This window comes from Pseudomonas sp. DVZ6, assembly GCF_024259445.1.
Classification (GTDB): Bacteria; Pseudomonadota; Gammaproteobacteria; order Pseudomonadales; family Pseudomonadaceae; genus Aquipseudomonas; species Aquipseudomonas peradeniyensis.
The window spans coordinates 86,955-105,270 of sequence record NZ_JANCLM010000007.1 but is presented as its reverse complement, the minus strand read 5'-3'; the positions used below and the strand labels follow the sequence as shown (position 1 = coordinate 105,270).

Here is an 18,316-nt window from a genome sequence, read left to right as displayed (position 1 = left end):
CAACAATCGTGGTCCATGCCTGCCATCATATCCATGCCCTGAGACTGCATCGGGCATGGTTCTATGGGTGAGTCGATTCCCGCCATCCCATGGAGAGGAAGCGCGACCACGAGCATCAACATAGTTAGCAGTCGTAGGAATCGAATCATGATGGTCGAGTGTAGGCCAAAGCGGTTAGCGCAGCATTAACGACGCGTGCGATTGTTAGCCGTTCGGTGCGCAGCAGGAAAAACGAAATTGAATGCTGTAACCCCTTCGGACGAGGTGCACCAGACTTTTCCATCATGTGCTTTGACGATGGAGCGGGTAATGGCCAGACCAAGCCCTGCATTGCTAGGTCCTCCTTCTCGCCTTGCCGGGTCGGCCCGGTAGAAGCGATCAAAAATCTTGTTGATGTGTTGTGGGTCAATGGCGGACCCGCCGTTTTTGATCGTGAGGGTTACCTTGTCTGCTGCTTGCTGAATTTCTACCGAGATCTCGCTCCCGTCCGGCGTGTATCGCACGGCATTCGAGAGAACGTTGGATACAGCTCGATCAATCATGAGCCTGTCTCCGGAGATGATGCCTTTCCCTTGAAGCGTGAGGCGTATGTCGCGATCGTCGGCCAGCAACTGGTAGTACTCAAAGAGTTTGGCAACGAGGTCATGAAGCTGGATGTCCACCTGCTCAGGGATGATGAGGCCGTTGTCTGACTTGGCGAGGAAGAGCATGTCATCGATCATGCGTGACATCCGCTTCAGATCTTCCAGGTTTGAATACAGGTTCTCTTCATATGCGTCGACATCGCGCTTCCGGGACAGCACCACTTCGGTGTGCGTTAACAGGTTACTGACAGGCGTTCGCAACTCATGCGCGATATCGGCTGAGAAATTTGATAGACGAACGAAGGCATCTTCCAGGCGTGCGAGCATCCCGTTGAAGGACAAGATCAGTGTTTGCAGTTCGAGTGGTACAGGCTCCAGAGGGATTCGCTCTTGAAGTGACCTGGCAGATATGGACGTCGCAACCTTCGTAATTTGTTCGACGGGGCGTAGGCCACTTTTCGCGACCAGCCAGCCTATACCAGCACTGACCAACGCACTAATAACCAAACCAATCGCAAACCACCGTTGGAGGGTTTCGAAGAAGTGCGCATGGCTGGTGATATCCAGCATCAGCATGACGGTGCCGAGAGCTGGTTGGCCCTGGATCGCAACGTCAGCGGTGATACCGCGGAAATTATGGTATTCGTCCTGCCATTCCCACACCTCTTCCTTGCCAGCGCGCTTGTAGTGGTCTGGAATTTGTACGGCTTTGAGATCTGAAAATAGTACCTCACCCTGTGAGGTCAGCACCTCCGCCGTCAGATCCTGATGAGCACCCAGCAATGCGCGGAGTTGTGGTCTCAGCTCTTCCATTCCCGCTCCAGGTGCCTGGATTGACAGGATGTGTCTCGTTGACTCCAACTTCTCGGACAGCGCTTGTTCATCGAGCATGCGGAAGTGATGCTGGCTCAGCATGTTGAAGCTGATGCCCGCGACCACAAGAACAGCAATGACCGCGAACATGATCATCAGAGTCAGGCGCTTTACGAGCGAGGACCGGGCCAAAATCACTCCGGTGCATCCATCATGTAGCCCATTCCCCGAGCTGTGTGAATGAGCTTAGGAGCAAAGTCATCATCAATCTTTGCCCGTAGCCGTCGTATCGCAACCTCGATCACATTGGTGTCGCTGTCGAAATTCATGTCCCACACCTGAGAAGCAATCAGAGATTTGGGGAGCACTTCACCACGCCGGCGCATCAAAAGCTCCAGAAGTGAAAACTCTTTAGCGGTTAGGTCGATTCGCTTGCCACCTCGAGTAGCTCTTCGTTTGAGGAGGTCTACCTCAAGATCCGCCATTCTCAGGGTGGTCTGGGCTGCTGTGCTGGTGCCCCTGCGTAGTAAAGTCCGCACACGAGCGAGCAGTTCTGAGAAAGCAAAGGGTTTGATCAAGTAGTCATCGGCTCCCAGCTCAAGGCCCTTCACTCGATCATCCACCCCATCCCTGGCAGTCAGAAACAATACCGGGACGTCTTTGCCGGCTGCACGGACCATTCGCAAGACTTCCCATCCTTCTAGCCCCGGCATCATCACGTCGAGTATCAGCAAGTCATAGCTTTCGCTGAGTGCATGTTGAAGGGCATCGGTACCCGTGAGGACCCGGTCAACAGTGAATCCCGCCTCTGCAAGGCCCTGTTGTAAATAAGCACCGGTTTTCGGCTCATCCTCAGCTACGAGTAGTTTCATGTGCTCAGCTTCCAAAGGTGTACATACCCAGTGTGCAGCAAAAAAGCGAGCTAACCAGAAGCTGACGTAAAAGTAATGTTGGTATCAGCCAGCTGTCAGGGCCTGCCGTCTACGGTCATTGAAGACGGGCATTGCAATCACGCCTGCCGTTATCGGTAGCAATGGTTTCAAACCACCTGATGGAGATAATCCCGTGAAATCGATCAGACTTTTGCTTGTGGCTACATCTCTGCTGCTGTCGTCGGCCGTTTTTGCTGAAGGTGGGAGCGATCGGGCAATTGAGCGGATGCAGCAGCTTCGCGACAGAGCCGAAGCAGTTCTGGTGAAGGCGGAAAAAGCTGAACCCAGCCAGCGACATGTGCATATGAAAGAGCACATGACCATGCTTCAGGACCTGATGGGCCAATTGCACCAAGATCACCCCAAAGCGGGTATGTCCAAAGAAGATCACCTGGCGTGGATGGAGAAACACGACAAGATGGTTGATGACGTACTCGGTCAAATGGTTCGTGAACACAAGTTGATGATGGCGGACAAGGAGTGTCATCCATAGCCCAGGATTCGTGGCCGTTCCCCCTCTGCTCCTTTGGCCTATCGGCGCCCACACGGCGCCGTTTTTTTGTGGGCCGCATGAAGCTGACGGAACTGTAATGCCGAGCTCAGCTTTCTGAAAGCGCAGCCTGGCTAATGTGACCCCAAGGCTGAACTCCATGGGCCGCACAGTAATCCGCCGAGGAACAACAGATGAACTCGATCAAAGCTCTCGTAATGGTTATCACTTTTGGAATGGCTGGCCTTGCTCTGGCTGAAGGTGGTGGCGACCGTACCTTTGCGAAAATGGAGGCTGCCCGCCAAACCGCCACAGAGGCGTATCAGCTTGCACAGCAGAAGACCGACAAGGCGCCGATGGCAAGCCAAAGCCATAAACACGGGCAGCATGAGAACTGCTGATCCGAGCTTACAGAAATGTAATCACTCGGGAATCTTTTATGTGGCAGTTTCAAATCGCTTTCTCCCACTGTGGCTTGCGCTTTCGAGCAAGTCCATAAGACTTGTGGGACCCCCAAGGAAGCCGGGTCTGCGATCGAGCGGCCCGGATATCAGCGAATTATCTGACTGACTGGACACTACGGCATGCACAGCAAAACCACGAGACGATCTTTCGTCAAAGGCCTGGCCGCTACTGGATTACTGGGTGGACTGGGCATGTGGCGCGCGCCGGTCTGGGCTGTGACCAGCCCTGGCCAACCGAATGTTCTGACAGGCACCGATTTTGATCTCTACATCGGTGAGCTACCGGTCAACATCACCGGAGCAACTCGCACAGCCATGGCAATCAATGGTTCGTTGCCGGGGCCGATCCTTCGTTGGCGGGAGGGAGACACAGTCACGCTCCGCGTACGCAACCGCTTGAAACAGGACACTTCTATCCATTGGCACGGCATCATCCTGCCAGCGAACATGGATGGTGTGCCTGGTCTGAGCTTTCATGGCATCGCACCCGATGGCATGTATGAGTACAAGTTCAAGGTCCATCAGAACGGTACCTACTGGTACCACAGCCACTCCGGACTCCAGGAGCAGGTCGGGGTGTATGGCGCCCTAGTCATCGACGCGAAAGAGCCTGAGCCGTTCACCTATGACCGGGACTACGTGGTCATGCTCAGCGACTGGACGGATGAAGACCCTGCACGTGTGCTGTCCAAGCTCAAGAAGCAGTCTGACTACTACAACTACCATAAGCGCACCGTGGGCGACTTCGTCAACGACGTAGGCGAGATGGGATGGTCGGCTGCGGTGGCGGATCGGAAAATGTGGGCTGAGATGAAAATGAGTCCTACCGACCTCGCTGACGTAAGTGGTTACACCTACACCTATCTGATGAACGGCCAGGCCCCGGACGGTAACTGGACGGGCGTGTTCAAGCCGGGCGAGAAAATCCGTCTGCGCTTCATCAACGGCTCGGCCATGACGTATTTCGATGTGCGAATTCCCGGCCTGAAGATGACGGTTGTCGCAGCGGATGGGCAGCATGTCAAACCCGTTGCGGTCGACGAGTTCCGCATCGCCGTTGCCGAAACCTACGACGTCATTGTTGAGCCGGAAGACGAGCAGGCTTACACCATTTTTGCTCAATCCATGGATCGCACAGGCTACTCCAGAGGCACTTTAGCCCTTCGCGAAGGTATGCAAGCTGCAGTTCCGGCAGTTGATCCTCGCCCTCTCATTTCAATGAGCGATATGGGTATGGATCACGGCAGCATGGCTGGCATGGACCACGGCAAGATGGCTGGGATGGACCAAGGCAGCATGGCCGGTATGGACCACAGCAAAATGGCTGGGATGGATCAAGGCAGCATGGCCGGTATGGACCACAGCAAAATGGCTGGGATGGATCAAGGCAGCATGGCTGGTATGGACCACAGCAAAATGGCAGGGATGGACCAAGGCGGCATGGCCGGCATGGACCACAGCAAGATGGCTGGTATGGACCACGGCAGCATGGGAGACATGGGCGGCGCCATGCAGTCTCACCCAGCCTCAGAAACTAATAACCCCTTGGTCGACATGCAGACTATGAGTCCAACGCCCAAGTTGGACGATCCGGGAATCGGCCTGCGCAACAATGGACGACGTGTCCTGACGTATGCGGATCTGCGCAGCACGTTCATTGATCCAGATGGACGTGAACCAGGGCGCACCATCGAGCTGCATCTCACAGGCCATATGGAGAAGTTCGCCTGGTCCTTTGACGGCGTCAAATTCTCCGATGCTGAAGCCCTGCGCCTCAAGTATGGCGAGCGTCTGCGAATCACGTTGGTCAACGACACCATGATGACTCACCCCATCCACCTCCACGGAATGTGGAGCGATCTGGAAGATGAGGAGGGTAATTTCATGGTTCGAAAACACACCATCGACATGCCTCCAGGCTCAAAACGAAGCTACCGAGTAACCGCGGATGCTTTGGGCCGTTGGGCCTACCACTGCCACCTACTGTTCCATATGGAAATGGGCATGTTCCGAGAAGTCCGCGTGGACGAATGAACTGGAGATCCAAGATGAGCAAACCAATGAAGCGAAACGCCTTTTTCCTTTCTGCTGCGATGGCTGGTCTGTTTGCTGTTTATGCTCCTTCGTCGTGGTCCAGCGACAATCATGAACAGCACACCCAGAAGTCTGCCGATGCCGCGAAATCGAAGGGTTCTCAGGGCATGGATCATGACTCGATGAAGGGTATGGATCATGGCTCCATGAAGGGTATGGACCACGACAGCATGAAAGGTATGGACCATGGCTCGATGGAAGGTATGGATCACAGCAAAATGATGGAATCGCATGGCAGCGATAAAGCTAAGGCAGGGAAAGATGACCAATAGCCTGGTACGACCATCGCTGCTGGCATTGACCGTTTCATTCAGCTTGCTGGGTGCTGCGCCCAGCTTTGCTGCTGAGGAGATGGACCATTCGGCAATGGGGCACGGAGCCATGGAAATGGATTCCGCTCCTTCGGCTGACCCGATGCCAGGCATGGACCACGCTCAGATGGGCGCGAGCAAGCAGCAGAAGAAAGCCGCGCCCGTTGATCACAGCAAAATGAAACACAGTCAACCTGCGGCCAAACCTGCACACATGGACCACAGCAAGATGGACCATGGCAGCATGCAGGGGATGGACCATGGGGCCATGGATCACTCGATGATGAACCATGGCTCTGATGCCCCAACGACGACTAGCCGTACTCCGATACCTGTGCTGACGGATGCTGATCGCCAAGCTGCCTTTCCTCCGTTGGGCGGGCATCAGATGCACGACAGCGCGATCAACAGCTTCTTCCTGCTAGATAAGCTTGAGTACCAGGATGCAGACGAAGGCAGCGCGCTGGCTTGGGAAGCCTCTGGATGGGTTGGCGGCGATATCAACCGGCTGTGGATCCGCTCCGAAGGTGAGCGGACGAATGGCGTCACCGAGGACGCTGAGTTGCAGCTTCTGTATGGGCGATCCATTAGCCCATGGTGGGATGTGGTCGCTGGGGTGCGCCAGGATTTCCAACCAGGATCTCCACAGACATGGGGAGCTTTTGGTATCCAGGGCATGGCGCTCTATGACTTCGAAGCCGAAGCCACAGCGTTCATCGGTGAGAATGGCCAGACAGCTGCTCGGCTGGAGGGCGAATACGACATTCTCCTGACCAATCGCCTGATCCTGCAGCCAACCGCTGAAGCCAATTTTTATGGCAAAAACGATCCCGAGCGCGGGGTGGGTTCTGGCCTGGCAAACACCGAAGTCGGTCTGCGCTTAAGGTATGAGATCGTGCGCCAGTTCGCACCCTACGTCGGCGTCACCTGGAGCCGCTCTTACGGCAAAACGGCAGACCTGATCCGCGATGAAGGCGGGGATGTCGATGAAGCGCGTTTCGTTGCCGGCATTCGGATGTGGTTTTGAGAGCCTGACATGAAGAGAACAATTACAACGTTGGTAGCAGCAGGCGCCGTGGGTAGTGCGGCGGCGTTGGGGGCCGCATATTTTGGCCTGGTAAACGTCGGTGCTGATGATCCTCACTTCCCAGCCGTGCATGCTTTCCTCGCCATGGCGCGGGATCGCTCCATTGAAGTGCGCGCACGGGACATCGAGGTACCGAACCTAAAGGATGAAACCCTTATCCGTACAGGTGCCGGTAACTACAATGCGATGTGCATTGGCTGCCACCTCGCCCCTGGGGTGGATAAAACCGAGCTCAGCCAAGCGCTTTATCCGGCACCGCCCAATCTTGCCAAGATTGGTTCAAGCAATAACCCCGCAGCGGCCTTCTGGACCATTAAACACGGTATCAAGGCTACCGGCATGCCCGCTTGGGGCAAGAGCATGGGTGATCAGTACATCTGGGGTATTGTCGCTTTCCTTGAGCAAATGCCGCAGATGAACGCAGAGCAGTACAAGGCCCTGGTAACAACCAGTGGCGGCCACCAGCACGGTGGTGGAGAAAGTGAGATGCACAACCATGAGGGCCAGCATGGCGGCAATGAGCCAGACCATCATGGCAAGGTTTCCTCTGAGGCAGGGCATCACGATATGGAGCAGTCAGAGGCTCATCACTCACACTCGGCAGATTCCGAGGGTCACGAATCTGAGGGCGGCCATCATGATGCTACCGAGTCCTCTAGTGATCAGCATTCCAAACCAGGTTCGAAGACGCACACACACAAAGATGGAAAGGTACACACCCATGAAGGCTAACAGCCGCTTTCTCAGGTTGGCCGCCTTCGCGGCATTCATCGCGCTGCCGCCAGTCTACGCAGCCGTACCGACCACGATTGATGTTCATCGGGATGCCAATTGCGGCTGCTGTAAAAAGTGGATCGCACACTTGGAACAAAATGGCTTCAAGGTCATTGACCATGTTGAAACAGACATGAGTGCTGTGAAACAGAGCCTTGGGGTCGCACCGCGTTTGGCTTCCTGTCACACGGCAGTGATTGATGGGAAGTTTGTCGAAGGACACGTGCCAGCTGAGCAGGTTCGTGAGCTGGCAAACAGGGATGATCTGATCGGTGTCGCCGTCCCAGGTATGCCGGCAGGCTCCCCAGGTATGGAAGTGGATGGTGTCACTCATGCATACCAAGTCATCGGTTTCAACAAGAGCGGGCAGGATGTAGTGGTTGCGGAGTATCCAGGCCACTGATCGACAGTTTTCCCAACGCAAACGGCGCTTTCAAAGGCGCCGTTTTCGTTTGGATAGCGTTCAAGAGCTCAGTTCTGGCCGCGGCAATTGATGCCAGCTGCGCGGTATTCGAGAATGTTGAGCTTGCCTGTCGAGTCTTCATAGGTCATTTGCGCAGGCATCACATCACAGCTCCCCCGGTTCGAGGTCACAGCAATCACTTTTGCTACATCAAGCTCCATGCCGTAGCGGTAGTGGACAACCTCAGGCGGATTTTTACCGATGGAGGCTGCGTATGCGCGCATGGCCTGCTCATTCGCCTGAATCATCTTCCCGTGCAGGCGGTCGGACCCGCCCTCAGCCATTACGGCCGAGGAAGCCATCAGAATCAGTAAGGCGGCAATGCCGTTGAGAGCTTTCATGTTAGTCACTCCGATTTGGTGTGATTGAATCTTAGGGGGCAGCACCTGTCTCTCGGGTGATCTGTGGATTACATCTTTGTCAGCCGGCAAGCGGTGTCGAAAGACATTCTCTGAGATCTGGTGAAAGGCCAGAAAAGCTCATTCCCTGGGCGCAACATAGAACCTGGGACTACCCGAGATGCGATCCTTAGGGTTGAGGGCATGGTTTCGTGATCGAAATGACAAAGGAAAGGCGCCGTCTTTTTGACTTGCCTAAAACGCATTGATCAACTTCCGCGTGCCCAGGTACATGTGATATTAATTAAAAGTTGCCGCATCAACTCCTTAGGGATATGGCTCTCGAAAGATAGAGCATGTGGATAGCCGTAATAAACTGGCAGGAAGATCAGATAGATGTTGCGGACAGGCCCAAACGGAAGTTTATATTTGCAGCTTCTGGGTATATCTATGTAATCGGCGGACTGCTTTCTTCACTTACCATCTGGCTGATGGACGTGGAGCAAGATGAAAAGTGGATCGAACAGAAACCCATCATCTGGATGTTTATAGAGAGGTTCCAGGAAGCCGGCATTTGGGGGCTCACGATCATCGCCATCGTCATCACCGCTACCGCAATCGTGAAACGCATGGCTGATCCATGGGCTGTAGAGAAGCTGCAGTTCATTCTCGACGAGTATCAGGACAAAGTCTTTAAGAACCTCAATGCCCCTAAGGATCATAATAGAGGCACTCTATTCAAATTCCGTGAGAATCTTCTCTTCCGCCGCCACTGGCACATTTGCATTCAACTTGACCACTCAATTGCATTCGACTTGACCAGTCGTTGGCGTTGAGCGCAGCCAGGGCTTGCCTCATCACATCATGGCGTTGGCTCGAAGAAAATGCCGTCTCTGCACGGTGTGCTCATAACCCTTTTGAAAGGCGCACAGATCATCCAAACCGATACGGGATGTGGTCGCTACGGGCAGAGGGCTGCTGGATGATGTAAACCAAGCAATTGAGCAGAGTCGGCTAGCACGGCGCACTCCTGCTAGCCGGGCAGGAGATTAGCCTTGGTGGCCCATCGAGAGCCAAAGCGTAGTTTTATCCTCGTAATCATCGCGGCGGAGCGTTTCTAGTGAACCAAGGGCGATTCAGGCGTCCAGCGGCGTGAGATGTCCTATAGTTTTCTAATCAATTGGACGGGGCGAGCCATGAAACGGACAATCGAGGATGCGGTGCTTGCTGGCGACCTCCGGCTACTTGAGGCACTGTCAGCTTATCGGGCCTTTAAAGATGCTGACGAGGGCGGAGCCCCAGCAAATGAGGTTCGCCGACTTTGGATTTTGGCCGAGTCGCTTTACCATGCGGTGAACGATTTCCAGCTTCTCGTTGCCGTCCCACCACCCTCAACCGTTCACTGAATGGGGAGAGCGCATGGTGTCCAACGTGCCACTTCTTCCCGACTACCCCATGTAAGCTGGCAGATCATCCAGAACCGATCTGGGATATGGTTGCTATGGGCAAAAGGCCGCTGGGGTATGTAAGCGGGGTGCCAACTGCGTAGAGAGGCAAGCAGGTTGTGAATTCATAAGGCGATACTCAACAACCCACCCGAAATGCCGCTGCCGAGTACGACCAACCAAGGTGGCAGCTTCCAGAACACCAAGGCAACCAGCGCCATGAGGGCCAAGCCGAAGTCCTGCGGAGCGTGTATCGCACTCGTCCAAACTGGCTGATAGAGGGCGGCGAGCAAAAGACCGACTACAGCTGCGTTGATGCCAAGCAGTGCTGCCTGCGTGCGTATATTACGGCGCAGATGCTCCCAGAACGGTAAAGCGCCCACCACAAGTAAAAATGAAGGTGCGAAGATCGCCAGCAGGCAAACCAGACCTCCTGCCCAGCCATTGGGCTCTTGGCTCATCGAGGCACCAAGAAATGCCGCGAAGGTGAATAGCGGTCCAGGAACCGCCTGCACGGCGCCATAGCCTGCCAAGAACACATCGTTATCGACCCAGCCTGACGTCACGACTTCGGATTGCAAGAGTGGCAGCACGACATGTCCGCCCCCGAAAACCAGCGATCCGGCACGGTAGAAGGCATCCATACTCGACAGCATCTGACTTGGTAACCACGTAGCCAGAAGAGGTAGGCCGAGCAGCAGGGCAAAGAACAAAGTCAGCCAGCACAGGCCAGCGCGGCGTCGGATGCCAATGGGCAGCGACTCATGGGCTCCGCACGGTTGCGGCTTGAATAGCAGCACGCCAATGACTGCGGCAAGCGCAATGACCCCTATTTGCGCCAAGGCGGATGGGAGCAGCAATACCAAGCATGTCGATGCTGCCATGATAGAAATACGTGGCACATCAGGACACAGATTGCGTCCCATACCCCACACCGCTTGGGCGACTACTGCCACAGCTACTACCTTCAAACCGTGCAGCACGCCAGCCGGCAGAGCATCGCCATAGTTGGCAATGCCAAATGAGAAGAGGATCAGGGCAATCGCCGAAGGTAATGTGAAGCCTAACCATGCAGCCAGTGCGCCGCCATAGCCGGCGCGTGTCAGCCCCAGTGCGATACCAACTTGGCTGCTAGCAGGACCTGGTAGAAACTGACAAAGGGCAACCAAATCTGCGTAACTGCGCTCGCTTAGCCATTGCCGACGAATCACGAACTCATCCCGAAAGTATCCCAGATGAGCGATTGGGCCTCCGAAAGAGGTCAGACCCAAGCGCAAAAAAATTAGGAAAACAGTCCAGCGTGAACTTTGGGGAGTATCAGTGATGCTTGTTTGATTCATAATAGTCTGATCCAACATAACAATTCTTCGTCGCTGGCATGGCGCATCGGTAGTCGGCTAGCTATGCCATCGAATGCATCCGCCTTGAATAAGTGATCAGTGGGTCTGCTGTTTCATTTCGTGGTGTCTGGGCAGTCCTATCGAGATGAGCGCGGCGGTCAATACGAACATGCTGGAAACCCACAAGCAAGCCTCCAACCCATAGGCCTGAAACACCCAACCTGACAGCAGGGTGCCGACCAAGCGCCCCAGGGCGTTGGACATGTAGTAGAAGCCCACGTCCATCGAAACGGTTGTTCCATCAACAAGACGCAGGGGCCGGCCCCTCCAGCGCCATGACGAGGGGGCTTGATCACTGATCGATGAAGCCGTGTGACGAACCAGTGTTGAGACCATCTCCACCGGTAGGCGCTGTCTGGCTCTGCAGAAGGCGCCTGTACGAGTGCTGTTGGGCTTCATACCGTTGCAGGATCGCTTGATGGAAAAGTCATTGACCGCCTGCTGGCAGCAGCGATCAGCATTCATTGCTTGAGCCAGGAACATCGAGAGCTTTTCAGTCGGTGGGAATAGGCGCTCTCGATGTGCTGGCAACGATGACTCGACACGCTTTAGCAGTTCGGGGGCCATGAGGAGATCAAAAAATGCCTGAGCGTCACTGGTCGAAACATGGTGGCGGAAACGCTGCTGTTGATGCTGCAGGATTTGACGTCTACGATCCATTCTGGGCTGCGTCCTTGGCTTAATGGTGTGTGTTCGCAACTATCTGAAGTTATCCACCGTTTCCTAACTTCTAAGCGCACCAAGACTGGCATTCTTGAACGAATTCCCGTTACCAGCTGATTTGAACCGTGCGTGCACCACCTCGTGGTGAGGCACGCATGACTCGCTGCCTCCCGCATCTTCTCTAATCACTTCCTTGGCCTGATACAGGCGGTGCGATACAGCGCCGATTGGGTCACACGTCGCTCCTCGGCCACCAACTTCGCCTCCGCCCACAACAAACGTCGGATATGAAACTGTTCGGCAGACTCACAAACCTGTTCCAGTGCGCTCACACAGAGCGGAAGCTTGGAGACCTGTTTCTCGAAGCGTGACTGAGCATGCAGCTCCCGACCAATTCGGGTACGTGAGATCCAGACAGGTTTTCCCAACCCCTCGTGAAGCCGCCGTGCACAAGCTCGAATCTGCTCGGCAAGTCGCACATCGAGGGCAGCAAAAGCGTCGGCGTTGTCTGCTCGACTTGCGTGGATACCACCGTATTTCGCTATGCAGTCTGTAAGCCAGGCCCGGTCACGTCGGTATAGCCAGGCATAGTCCCGGCATCGGTGTGCATGCAGGTACCCATAATCCTCCTGAAAGGCCGCCCTGCGCTGCGAGCGCTCGCGTAAAAACCTCGCTTCACGCCATCTACTCGGACCGCCTTCGACGGCTCGGATGGTTCGATAAACGTAGACACTGGATACACCCAGTGCACTGGCGATCAACTGCGCTTCGTTTCCAGTGAGTGCCAGCTTCCAAACCGCTTCCGGTAAGCCACTCAGCTCCGAAGTTAAGATCGTTGATGATTGCATTTGCGGTGAATGCGCATCTAATGCCGATGGGGGCGCATCCGCAGGAGGCGCAGGCTTTTCGAAACCTGAAATGCGAGCCAAGTCAACCTTCAAAGCGCAGGCCAGCACAATGTATTTGAGCGGGTGGTGAGTACCTCTAGGCCTTCGAAGCAGCTTGGTGACCCAAGTAGCGGGTAGGCCCTCCGGGGCCTCTCGAAGAACTGCATACTCCCAGTCGACCGGAAGTTCTTGGAAGAAACCTGCCATGTACGCAGCCAAACACCGCAGGTCCAGCCGCTGTGCCGCCCCACAGGTCAGATCCAAATCAGCAGCCCCTTGAAGGAGGCAACCACGCACTGCGGGTGCAGGAAGGGGGCCGAGCTCCGCGTTCAGCAGCTCAAGTGATTGCGATGCGATCTGCTGCAGCGCAGGTCGGTTCCCGATGGCAACGTCGAGTTGAATTGAGTGAGCTTGCACGCCTTCATCGTCAGGCAGGTTGAGCTGTCGAGAGTTGCGGCTACTCCAGCCCGGATCCAGTACCTTGAGCAACTGCCCATCGTGGGGGCATACCAAGACACCGGGAAGTAGGTGAACCCGATGCCAGTATGCCGCGCCGAACTGATGGATGTCCTCATCGAGGCACTCGGGACAGAACCGAATCCTCGACGCGTATTCAACCCGGCTGGCATTTATGCCCAGTTTCAACATCAACCCTCTACCATCCCCGGCCATTGCGGCATGCGCGTGCTCCAGCTGGCTGCTGGTGAGAAAGGGGGCGTAGTAAGGCAGCAGGGTGTGACGCTTGATGATTTGAGCCACCGACAGATCCAAACCGCGAGGAAGTGACTCGACCAAATCGCCTAACCTACTTGGAAACGCTACGTTCTGCGTGAACGACGCGGCAGCGTCCTCTCCAGCGAAAGCAGCTTTGCGGCTACCTCCACCGCAAAGCCGAGCGTAGCGAGAGAGGACGCTGTGAAGTGTCTCGTCAGGGAACACCGCCGGGAAGAAATGGAATTTCAGCGCCATTCCACCACCTTCGATTCACGATTTGCGGTAGGCCGGTGAAAACTCAAAAAGGTCAGTGCTGATCCAGCCGGCGGACTTCAGAGCTGCCAAGCTGTCTGGCTGCTCGCTCAGTGCTTTCGCTTCCGATGTCTCCACCGCGATAGCTGCTGGAGCCAATGTTTTCGTAACAGCCGCTGGAGGGGCGGCCTCTGGCTTCGCGTGTGGCTTCACGCCCCGAAGCAAGGCAAGGCCCTCAGATCGCGGAAGCCCATCGAAGGACATCATGTCGATCAACTGCTCCTCGATCGGAAGCAGGTCGTCGAACTGCCTCATGCGAGCAGGATCTCGGCTGCGTAGAGCTGACAGCGCTGGCTTGAGAATCTGCATCTTGGTGCTGCTCACCTTGGCGATTATCTCGGCACTCAGGCTCTCGGAGCCGCTTTGAATAGCATAACGCTGGCTGAGCACCAGAAGCTTGACCAGAAAATCAGTTACGCCTTGAGTGTGCTCGTAGAGCGCATCAAAAATCTCGGGCGTAAGCTCAACCGTCTGCTTGCACCACTGATAGCTCCAGAGGTTCTCAACTAGGATTTGCCATTCTTCATTGTCCTTCTCGAAGCGCTTGAATTCGACCATGCCGCCGCCACAGCTGCGCCTGGCAACCCGCATGACGTCCGAGAAAAGGCTGATCATCGAGTTCGTACCGATGAAAACGACAGGGATGCCGATGTTGTTCACCAGGTGGAGGAAGAAGTTCAACATGCTCTCCTTGCCGCCCGATTTCGCCAGATGCAGGTTCTGCAGCTCATCAATGAGCAAGGCACCTATGTAGAACGTGCTGGCGACCTGCTCCATCTGCTGCAGTGCATCGTTGATATTCCGGTGCCGATGTCGCTTGTGATAGTCCTTGTCACCCAGTGCCAGACCGACCGCGTGGAAGAACTGCTGACAGAACCCACCCAAGGAACCATCCCGCGGACAATCAAGTTTGAGCCACGTGATCTGAGTGTGGACGAACTGATTGCCCTCATAACGCTCATGCCGAATCGTCTGTGGATAAAGACTTAAAATGGCATGGAGGGCAGTAGACTTCCCAATGCCACTCAGGCCCACAACACTGAAGGAGTCAGCTGTTGACCTGAAGGAGTCGTGATAGCGCTGAGCCCCCGACAACGAATGCAGGTGCCTCACCGTGTCGGGTGAAGTTGGATTGCGTCCTACGTATCCGCGGCGGATCAGCAGAGAAAACATGGACTCCAACTCCAGATGTAGCAGGAACGGCTGCACCACCGTCCTCAGTCGCTCAATGCAGTGGATCCGTGTTGCCCCGTCGAGTTCGAGTTCTTCAGGTGCTACCGGCTGGGGAAAATTCGAAATCAGCTCGATGGCTGTCGTTTCTGCAAGAATTGGCGGCAGCGCTTCGATCAACGGATTCCCCGCATACTCCGAGATAGCCTGCTTCGTGTAGCTAGCAAAAGTCTGTGCGCCTTTCATTGGGTCTGTCCTGGCCGACGTCTTTTGAGCAGATCAATAATCTCTGCGCTGCGAGGCCCCGCGTAAGAGTCGTGCGCGGTGGGAGGGGTATCTGCGGCAGGCTGAACTGGCTCGGCACGAACACCATCTGGGACAGTCGCGTTTTCGCGCTCCAGAGTCCGCTCCTCAGCACGATTCTCGCGGATGTTGGCCACTGCCCCTGCCTTGGTGCTGGGTGCAGGTTCAAGCTTCTGCTCGGCCTGCGCATTGGTGATGATTTGTTCCACGGTGTCGACCAAGCCCACACGGCTCTCCAACTCCGCACGTTTGTGAGCTGGGGGTGTCTGCCGATAGGCCTCCAGAAGATCGTAAATCTCGTCCGAGCGGTAACTCGCGTATTTGATATCCGAGCGGCGAAGGTCACAGCGAACAAATTGCTTGTTCGGGCCATGGATCCAGATGTGCGCTGCCGAGTTGGGATCGAATCGGCAGTCGATTGACCAGACCCCATTACGCCGCGCTTTGGCGAACCAATTTTCGTTGATCACCATCTCGCAGACATAGTGCATTCCGCGGAAAATGACCCCACCCTTTTGGACGGTGGCTCGTTCACGAGGCAACAGATGGAGGTAGATCAGTTCGTCAGGCCGATTGTTGGCCTGGATCAGGTCATTCTCTGAAGCCCAGTTCCAGATGCCGATTGGGGTCGGCTCAACCCCATCGTTCATCATCGCCTGGGTCAGCCGGTCTGGTTGCCGGTGATGGCGGTTGTAGTGCAGGACACACTCAATGATGATCCGAGTGAACTCCTTCAGGTTCAGCGTGGCATCGAGGCGATAATCACGCTGGCCTCGTTCCTGTTCACGCGCGGCCACACCACCCGGTAGCCACCTGATACCCGTTAGGTCATTGAGGATGCCAAATCGGCTCTCGACCATGGATTTCCAATCGGGTCGATACGGCGGAGCGGTGCCCATTTCGATGCCCAGGCCAGTTGCCAATCCCTCCGATGCCAAAGACAGCATCTCGCCTCGGTCGGCGTAGATATTGTGTGGCAGGTGGTGGCAGTTCCACTCCTCGGGAGTGATTTCAACATCGTATTGCGCGCAGAAATCTACCTTGGAGGTGAACGCGTTGAATAACGCCTGTCGAGCGCCATTCCAGCTTGGCCCCTCTAACCCGACATACAGTCCGACAATCATCCCCGAGAAGCTATCCACGACGATGTACACCACTGGCCGGCCGATGAGCATCCGCCTGGAGTAGCTGTTGACCAAATAGATATCAGCAATCGTCGCGTCGATCTCGAACTGGTGGCAAGGCCCTCTGAGCCAATCTCGAACGGTACCGGAAAGCGGGCGACAATCCTTGAGCCACTTTGTCAGCCCCTTACGTCCTCGATCAGTTTCTACCTCATCAAAAAATTGCTTCCCCCAATAATCAAACTGGTTGAAATTTGGGAGTTCGGACTCAGGAAGCAAACGAACTCGATTTTCTGCATCCTTAGAAATATCTTTCATCGAATAGAACTTTTTAAGCATTTTGTCGTAAGCACTACGGATTGTAGACGTCTTATTTTTGGTATAAAGCGAGTAACCTATACGAATGCAACGCTTATCTGTAACGCTGAGTAACTTGGAAGGCGGAACAAGCACTCCTTGAAACTTTGGCTTTGGCCCTGGGCGCTTGTCAGGAGTGTAATTACGGTTTGGCACACCAACCGCCGAATAATTTTTTAGAAGTGCATTTCTTATCTGGCCATAAAACCAGTATCTGTACAGGTGTCGGTAGATTGTCTTCCGCTGTATACCTAACTCTGCGGCCCTGTTACCGACTAACCGTCCCATTTCGCCACGAACGAAAATCTGCCCTGGATAGGCCGGATCCAACAGCGGGGCAATTACCGCCCACTTTTCATCCCTGTCTCGCTTGGCGGTGTCTTCGAGGTCATCCTCAAGGACCAACATGAACTCCGGCACGGCCGTAACCACTGACTTGGTGTCGCCAGACTCCAGTGATATTTTCAACTCCTCAAGCCCCATGGGGTATGGCTTTCCAGGGGGATCAATCAGGTTCATAACGATCACGGCATCGTGTGCCTCATCGATGTGAATTGCCCTCACCATAGTAGAAAACACAGAGAACTCTGTGACGGGTTCGAATACGTCATTTACTGAAATATTCATGACGACCTCTCCCTCAGTGAACTCAACTCAGTTGGATAAACGATGTTTAAAGCAGGTAACGGCGAAGTTAGGTGAAGAGGAACATTGAACAGATCAAGACGGATGATTTTACGCCATATCAGGTTAAAGAAGATGTCCCGCGTCTCCGCATACGGGATAGACAAACGCTTGGAAATTTTCCTCAGGCACTCTGCCGTCGTCGCCCAGGCGTAAGGTTTGCTAGCCTCTAGAAGCTCAAGAAACTCCGAATGCAGAGATGAATTCATAAGAGCACGAGGCAGTTGAGCATATCGCCTTAGCAATCCAAGGTTTTTTATCAGATCAGGCGTGAAATCCTCTTCTGTGACGATACTCCAGTCCACTCCTTGGCTCATCCAGAATCGTCTTTCAACTTCTAATTTTTCCAGCGTCCGAAGAGCGTCTTCGCCCACCAGGTCCTTTTGATATTTGATAGTTCTAGCGACAGATTTAAAGTCTCCATTTGGCTGTTTAACGGTCAACAGGAAGTCAGTCGTCATAACCAGTGGAACGTTGGTCTTCATGTACCTTGGGTAACGAACACCAATTGCACTTGCGATTGCCTGGGGGCTTTCAATAGGCAGCAGTGGATACTGCTCGCGGATATCCACAACGTTTTCAGAGAACTCGAGGACCAGAAGGTAAGCCCGTTCAAGATCGGAAAGGAGATGATGCATGCGCTCGATTTTGACGCCTTGAATCTTCCAGGAGCGACCAGTGGAGGGCACATCCTGCACACGTAACCAAGGCATGTAGCCGACTCCGGCGCCTGCTCCAAATCCATTTGCGATGTGCCGATCAATATCCTGCTTCGATGAAAATCTACGACCGCGCAACCCCACCTCCTCAGCCCAACCGGACCGCTTCACCTCACTCACAAAAAATAGTCCTAGGAAAAAACCGACCTACCGATCGGCCCATCGATGGGATTCCTACACTACTCCCG

Annotated in this window: 16 protein-coding genes and 2 pseudogenes; 8 read left to right on the top strand and 10 right to left on the bottom strand. The window is 54.8% G+C overall.

Going from position 1 to position 18,316, the window contains the following annotated elements; translation table 11 throughout:
* Positions 1-185: 185 nt before the first annotated feature.
* Positions 186-1,592 carry a heavy metal sensor histidine kinase gene (locus tag NMG10_RS06215; protein WP_274235407.1) on the bottom strand — a complete coding sequence of 469 codons (1,407 nt, stop codon included), beginning with the start codon at positions 1,590-1,592 and terminating at the stop codon, positions 186-188.
* Positions 1,592-2,269, bottom strand: coding sequence for a heavy metal response regulator transcription factor (locus NMG10_RS06210; RefSeq protein WP_254463979.1), 678 nt, complete (start codon positions 2,267-2,269; stop codon positions 1,592-1,594). Before NMG10_RS06210 ends, NMG10_RS06215 begins: the two co-directional genes overlap by 1 nt.
* 193 nt (positions 2,270-2,462) lie before the next feature.
* Here NMG10_RS06210 and NMG10_RS06205 point away from each other — a divergent pair, with 193 nt between their 5' ends.
* The 7 genes from NMG10_RS06205 to NMG10_RS06175 all read left to right on the top strand — a co-directional run bounded on the left by NMG10_RS06205 (position 2,463) and on the right by NMG10_RS06175 (position 7,952).
* Positions 2,463-2,822, top strand: coding sequence for a co-regulatory protein PtrA N-terminal domain-containing protein (locus tag NMG10_RS06205; RefSeq protein ID WP_254463978.1), 360 nt, complete (start codon positions 2,463-2,465; stop codon positions 2,820-2,822).
* A gap of 191 nt (positions 2,823-3,013) precedes the next feature.
* The gene (locus NMG10_RS06200) at positions 3,014-3,220 is read left to right on the top strand and encodes a co-regulatory protein PtrA N-terminal domain-containing protein (RefSeq protein ID WP_059183363.1); all 207 of its coding nucleotides are present in this window, start codon (positions 3,014-3,016) and stop codon (positions 3,218-3,220) included.
* Between the two features lie 183 nt (positions 3,221-3,403).
* Positions 3,404-5,317 carry a copper resistance system multicopper oxidase gene (locus tag NMG10_RS06195; protein WP_254463977.1) on the top strand — a complete coding sequence of 638 codons (1,914 nt, stop codon included), beginning with the start codon at positions 3,404-3,406 and terminating at the stop codon, positions 5,315-5,317.
* 14 nt (positions 5,318-5,331) lie between these two features.
* Positions 5,332-5,649: a hypothetical protein gene (locus tag NMG10_RS06190; RefSeq protein ID WP_235583557.1), complete on the top strand. Its 318-nt coding sequence runs from the start codon at positions 5,332-5,334 to the stop codon at positions 5,647-5,649.
* Positions 5,639-6,715: a copper resistance protein B gene (locus NMG10_RS06185; protein ID WP_254463976.1), complete on the top strand. Its 1,077-nt coding sequence runs from the start codon at positions 5,639-5,641 to the stop codon at positions 6,713-6,715. The genes NMG10_RS06190 and NMG10_RS06185 overlap by 11 nt, the downstream gene beginning before the upstream one ends.
* 9 nt (positions 6,716-6,724) lie before the next feature.
* The gene (locus NMG10_RS06180; protein WP_254463975.1) at positions 6,725-7,507 is read left to right on the top strand and encodes a cytochrome c; all 783 of its coding nucleotides are present in this window, start codon (positions 6,725-6,727) and stop codon (positions 7,505-7,507) included.
* Positions 7,497-7,952: a DUF411 domain-containing protein gene (locus NMG10_RS06175; RefSeq protein ID WP_254463974.1), complete on the top strand. Its 456-nt coding sequence runs from the start codon at positions 7,497-7,499 to the stop codon at positions 7,950-7,952. The genes NMG10_RS06180 and NMG10_RS06175 overlap by 11 nt, the downstream gene beginning before the upstream one ends.
* 68 nt (positions 7,953-8,020) lie before the next feature.
* On the opposite strand, the gene NMG10_RS06170 is transcribed toward NMG10_RS06175, so the two are convergent.
* A complete protein-coding gene (locus tag NMG10_RS06170; RefSeq protein WP_254463973.1) occupies positions 8,021-8,353 on the bottom strand; it encodes a DUF2790 domain-containing protein in 333 nt (110 codons plus the stop codon).
* Positions 8,354-8,706: 353 nt separating this feature from the next.
* On the opposite strand from NMG10_RS06170, the gene NMG10_RS06165 reads away from it, so the two are divergent.
* Complete coding sequence (locus NMG10_RS06165; protein WP_254463972.1) at positions 8,707-9,186, top strand: hypothetical protein; 480 nt, start codon at positions 8,707-8,709, stop codon at positions 9,184-9,186.
* A gap of 734 nt (positions 9,187-9,920) precedes the next feature.
* Here NMG10_RS06165 and chrA read toward each other — a convergent pair.
* The 7 genes and pseudogenes from chrA to NMG10_RS06125 form a co-directional block, all read right to left on the bottom strand.
* Positions 9,921-11,135 (bottom strand): chromate efflux transporter, encoded by a 1,215-nt coding sequence (gene chrA, locus NMG10_RS06155; RefSeq protein ID WP_254464002.1) that lies wholly within the window; start codon positions 11,133-11,135, stop codon positions 9,921-9,923.
* Positions 11,136-11,231: 96 nt separating this feature from the next.
* Positions 11,232-11,438: pseudogene (locus tag NMG10_RS06150) on the bottom strand (MFS transporter); the annotation flags it as partial.
* Positions 11,418-11,855 (bottom strand): annotated as a pseudogene (locus NMG10_RS06145) (IS4 family transposase); the annotation flags it as partial. The pseudogenes NMG10_RS06150 and NMG10_RS06145, both read right to left, overlap by 21 nt.
* 188 nt (positions 11,856-12,043) lie before the next feature.
* Entirely contained in the window at positions 12,044-13,714 is a 1,671-nt protein-coding gene (locus tag NMG10_RS06140) for a TnsD family Tn7-like transposition protein (RefSeq protein ID WP_254463970.1), read from the bottom strand.
* A gap of 15 nt (positions 13,715-13,729) precedes the next feature.
* Positions 13,730-15,187 carry an ATP-binding protein gene (locus NMG10_RS06135; protein WP_254463969.1) on the bottom strand — a complete coding sequence of 486 codons (1,458 nt, stop codon included), beginning with the start codon at positions 15,185-15,187 and terminating at the stop codon, positions 13,730-13,732.
* Positions 15,184-17,352: a Mu transposase C-terminal domain-containing protein gene (locus tag NMG10_RS06130; protein WP_254463968.1), complete on the bottom strand. Its 2,169-nt coding sequence runs from the start codon at positions 17,350-17,352 to the stop codon at positions 15,184-15,186. The genes NMG10_RS06135 and NMG10_RS06130 overlap by 4 nt, the downstream gene beginning before the upstream one ends.
* Positions 17,349-18,206 carry a TnsA endonuclease N-terminal domain-containing protein gene (locus NMG10_RS06125; protein WP_254464001.1) on the bottom strand — a complete coding sequence of 286 codons (858 nt, stop codon included), beginning with the start codon at positions 18,204-18,206 and terminating at the stop codon, positions 17,349-17,351. The genes NMG10_RS06130 and NMG10_RS06125 overlap by 4 nt, the downstream gene beginning before the upstream one ends.
* Positions 18,207-18,316: the final 110 nt, after the last annotated feature.

Coding starts and splice junctions, on each gene's coding strand:
- NMG10_RS06210 (WP_254463979.1), bottom strand. CDS start 2,269: ATGAAACTACTCGTAGCTGAGGATGAGCCGAAAACCGGTGCTTATTTA.
- NMG10_RS06200 (WP_059183363.1), top strand. CDS start 3,014: ATGAACTCGATCAAAGCTCTCGTAATGGTTATCACTTTTGGAATGGCT.
- NMG10_RS06195 (WP_254463977.1), top strand. CDS start 3,404: ATGCACAGCAAAACCACGAGACGATCTTTCGTCAAAGGCCTGGCCGCT.
- NMG10_RS06190 (WP_235583557.1), top strand. CDS start 5,332: ATGAGCAAACCAATGAAGCGAAACGCCTTTTTCCTTTCTGCTGCGATG.
- NMG10_RS06185 (WP_254463976.1), top strand. CDS start 5,639: ATGACCAATAGCCTGGTACGACCATCGCTGCTGGCATTGACCGTTTCA.
- NMG10_RS06180 (WP_254463975.1), top strand. CDS start 6,725: ATGAAGAGAACAATTACAACGTTGGTAGCAGCAGGCGCCGTGGGTAGT.
- NMG10_RS06175 (WP_254463974.1), top strand. CDS start 7,497: ATGAAGGCTAACAGCCGCTTTCTCAGGTTGGCCGCCTTCGCGGCATTC.
- NMG10_RS06170 (WP_254463973.1), bottom strand. CDS start 8,353: ATGAAAGCTCTCAACGGCATTGCCGCCTTACTGATTCTGATGGCTTCC.
- NMG10_RS06165 (WP_254463972.1), top strand. CDS start 8,707: ATGTGGATAGCCGTAATAAACTGGCAGGAAGATCAGATAGATGTTGCG.
- chrA (WP_254464002.1), bottom strand. CDS start 11,135: ATGAATCAAACAAGCATCACTGATACTCCCCAAAGTTCACGCTGGACT.
- NMG10_RS06140 (WP_254463970.1), bottom strand. CDS start 13,714: ATGGCGCTGAAATTCCATTTCTTCCCGGCGGTGTTCCCTGACGAGACA.
- NMG10_RS06135 (WP_254463969.1), bottom strand. CDS start 15,187: ATGAAAGGCGCACAGACTTTTGCTAGCTACACGAAGCAGGCTATCTCG.
- NMG10_RS06130 (WP_254463968.1), bottom strand. CDS start 17,352: ATGAATATTTCAGTAAATGACGTATTCGAACCCGTCACAGAGTTCTCT.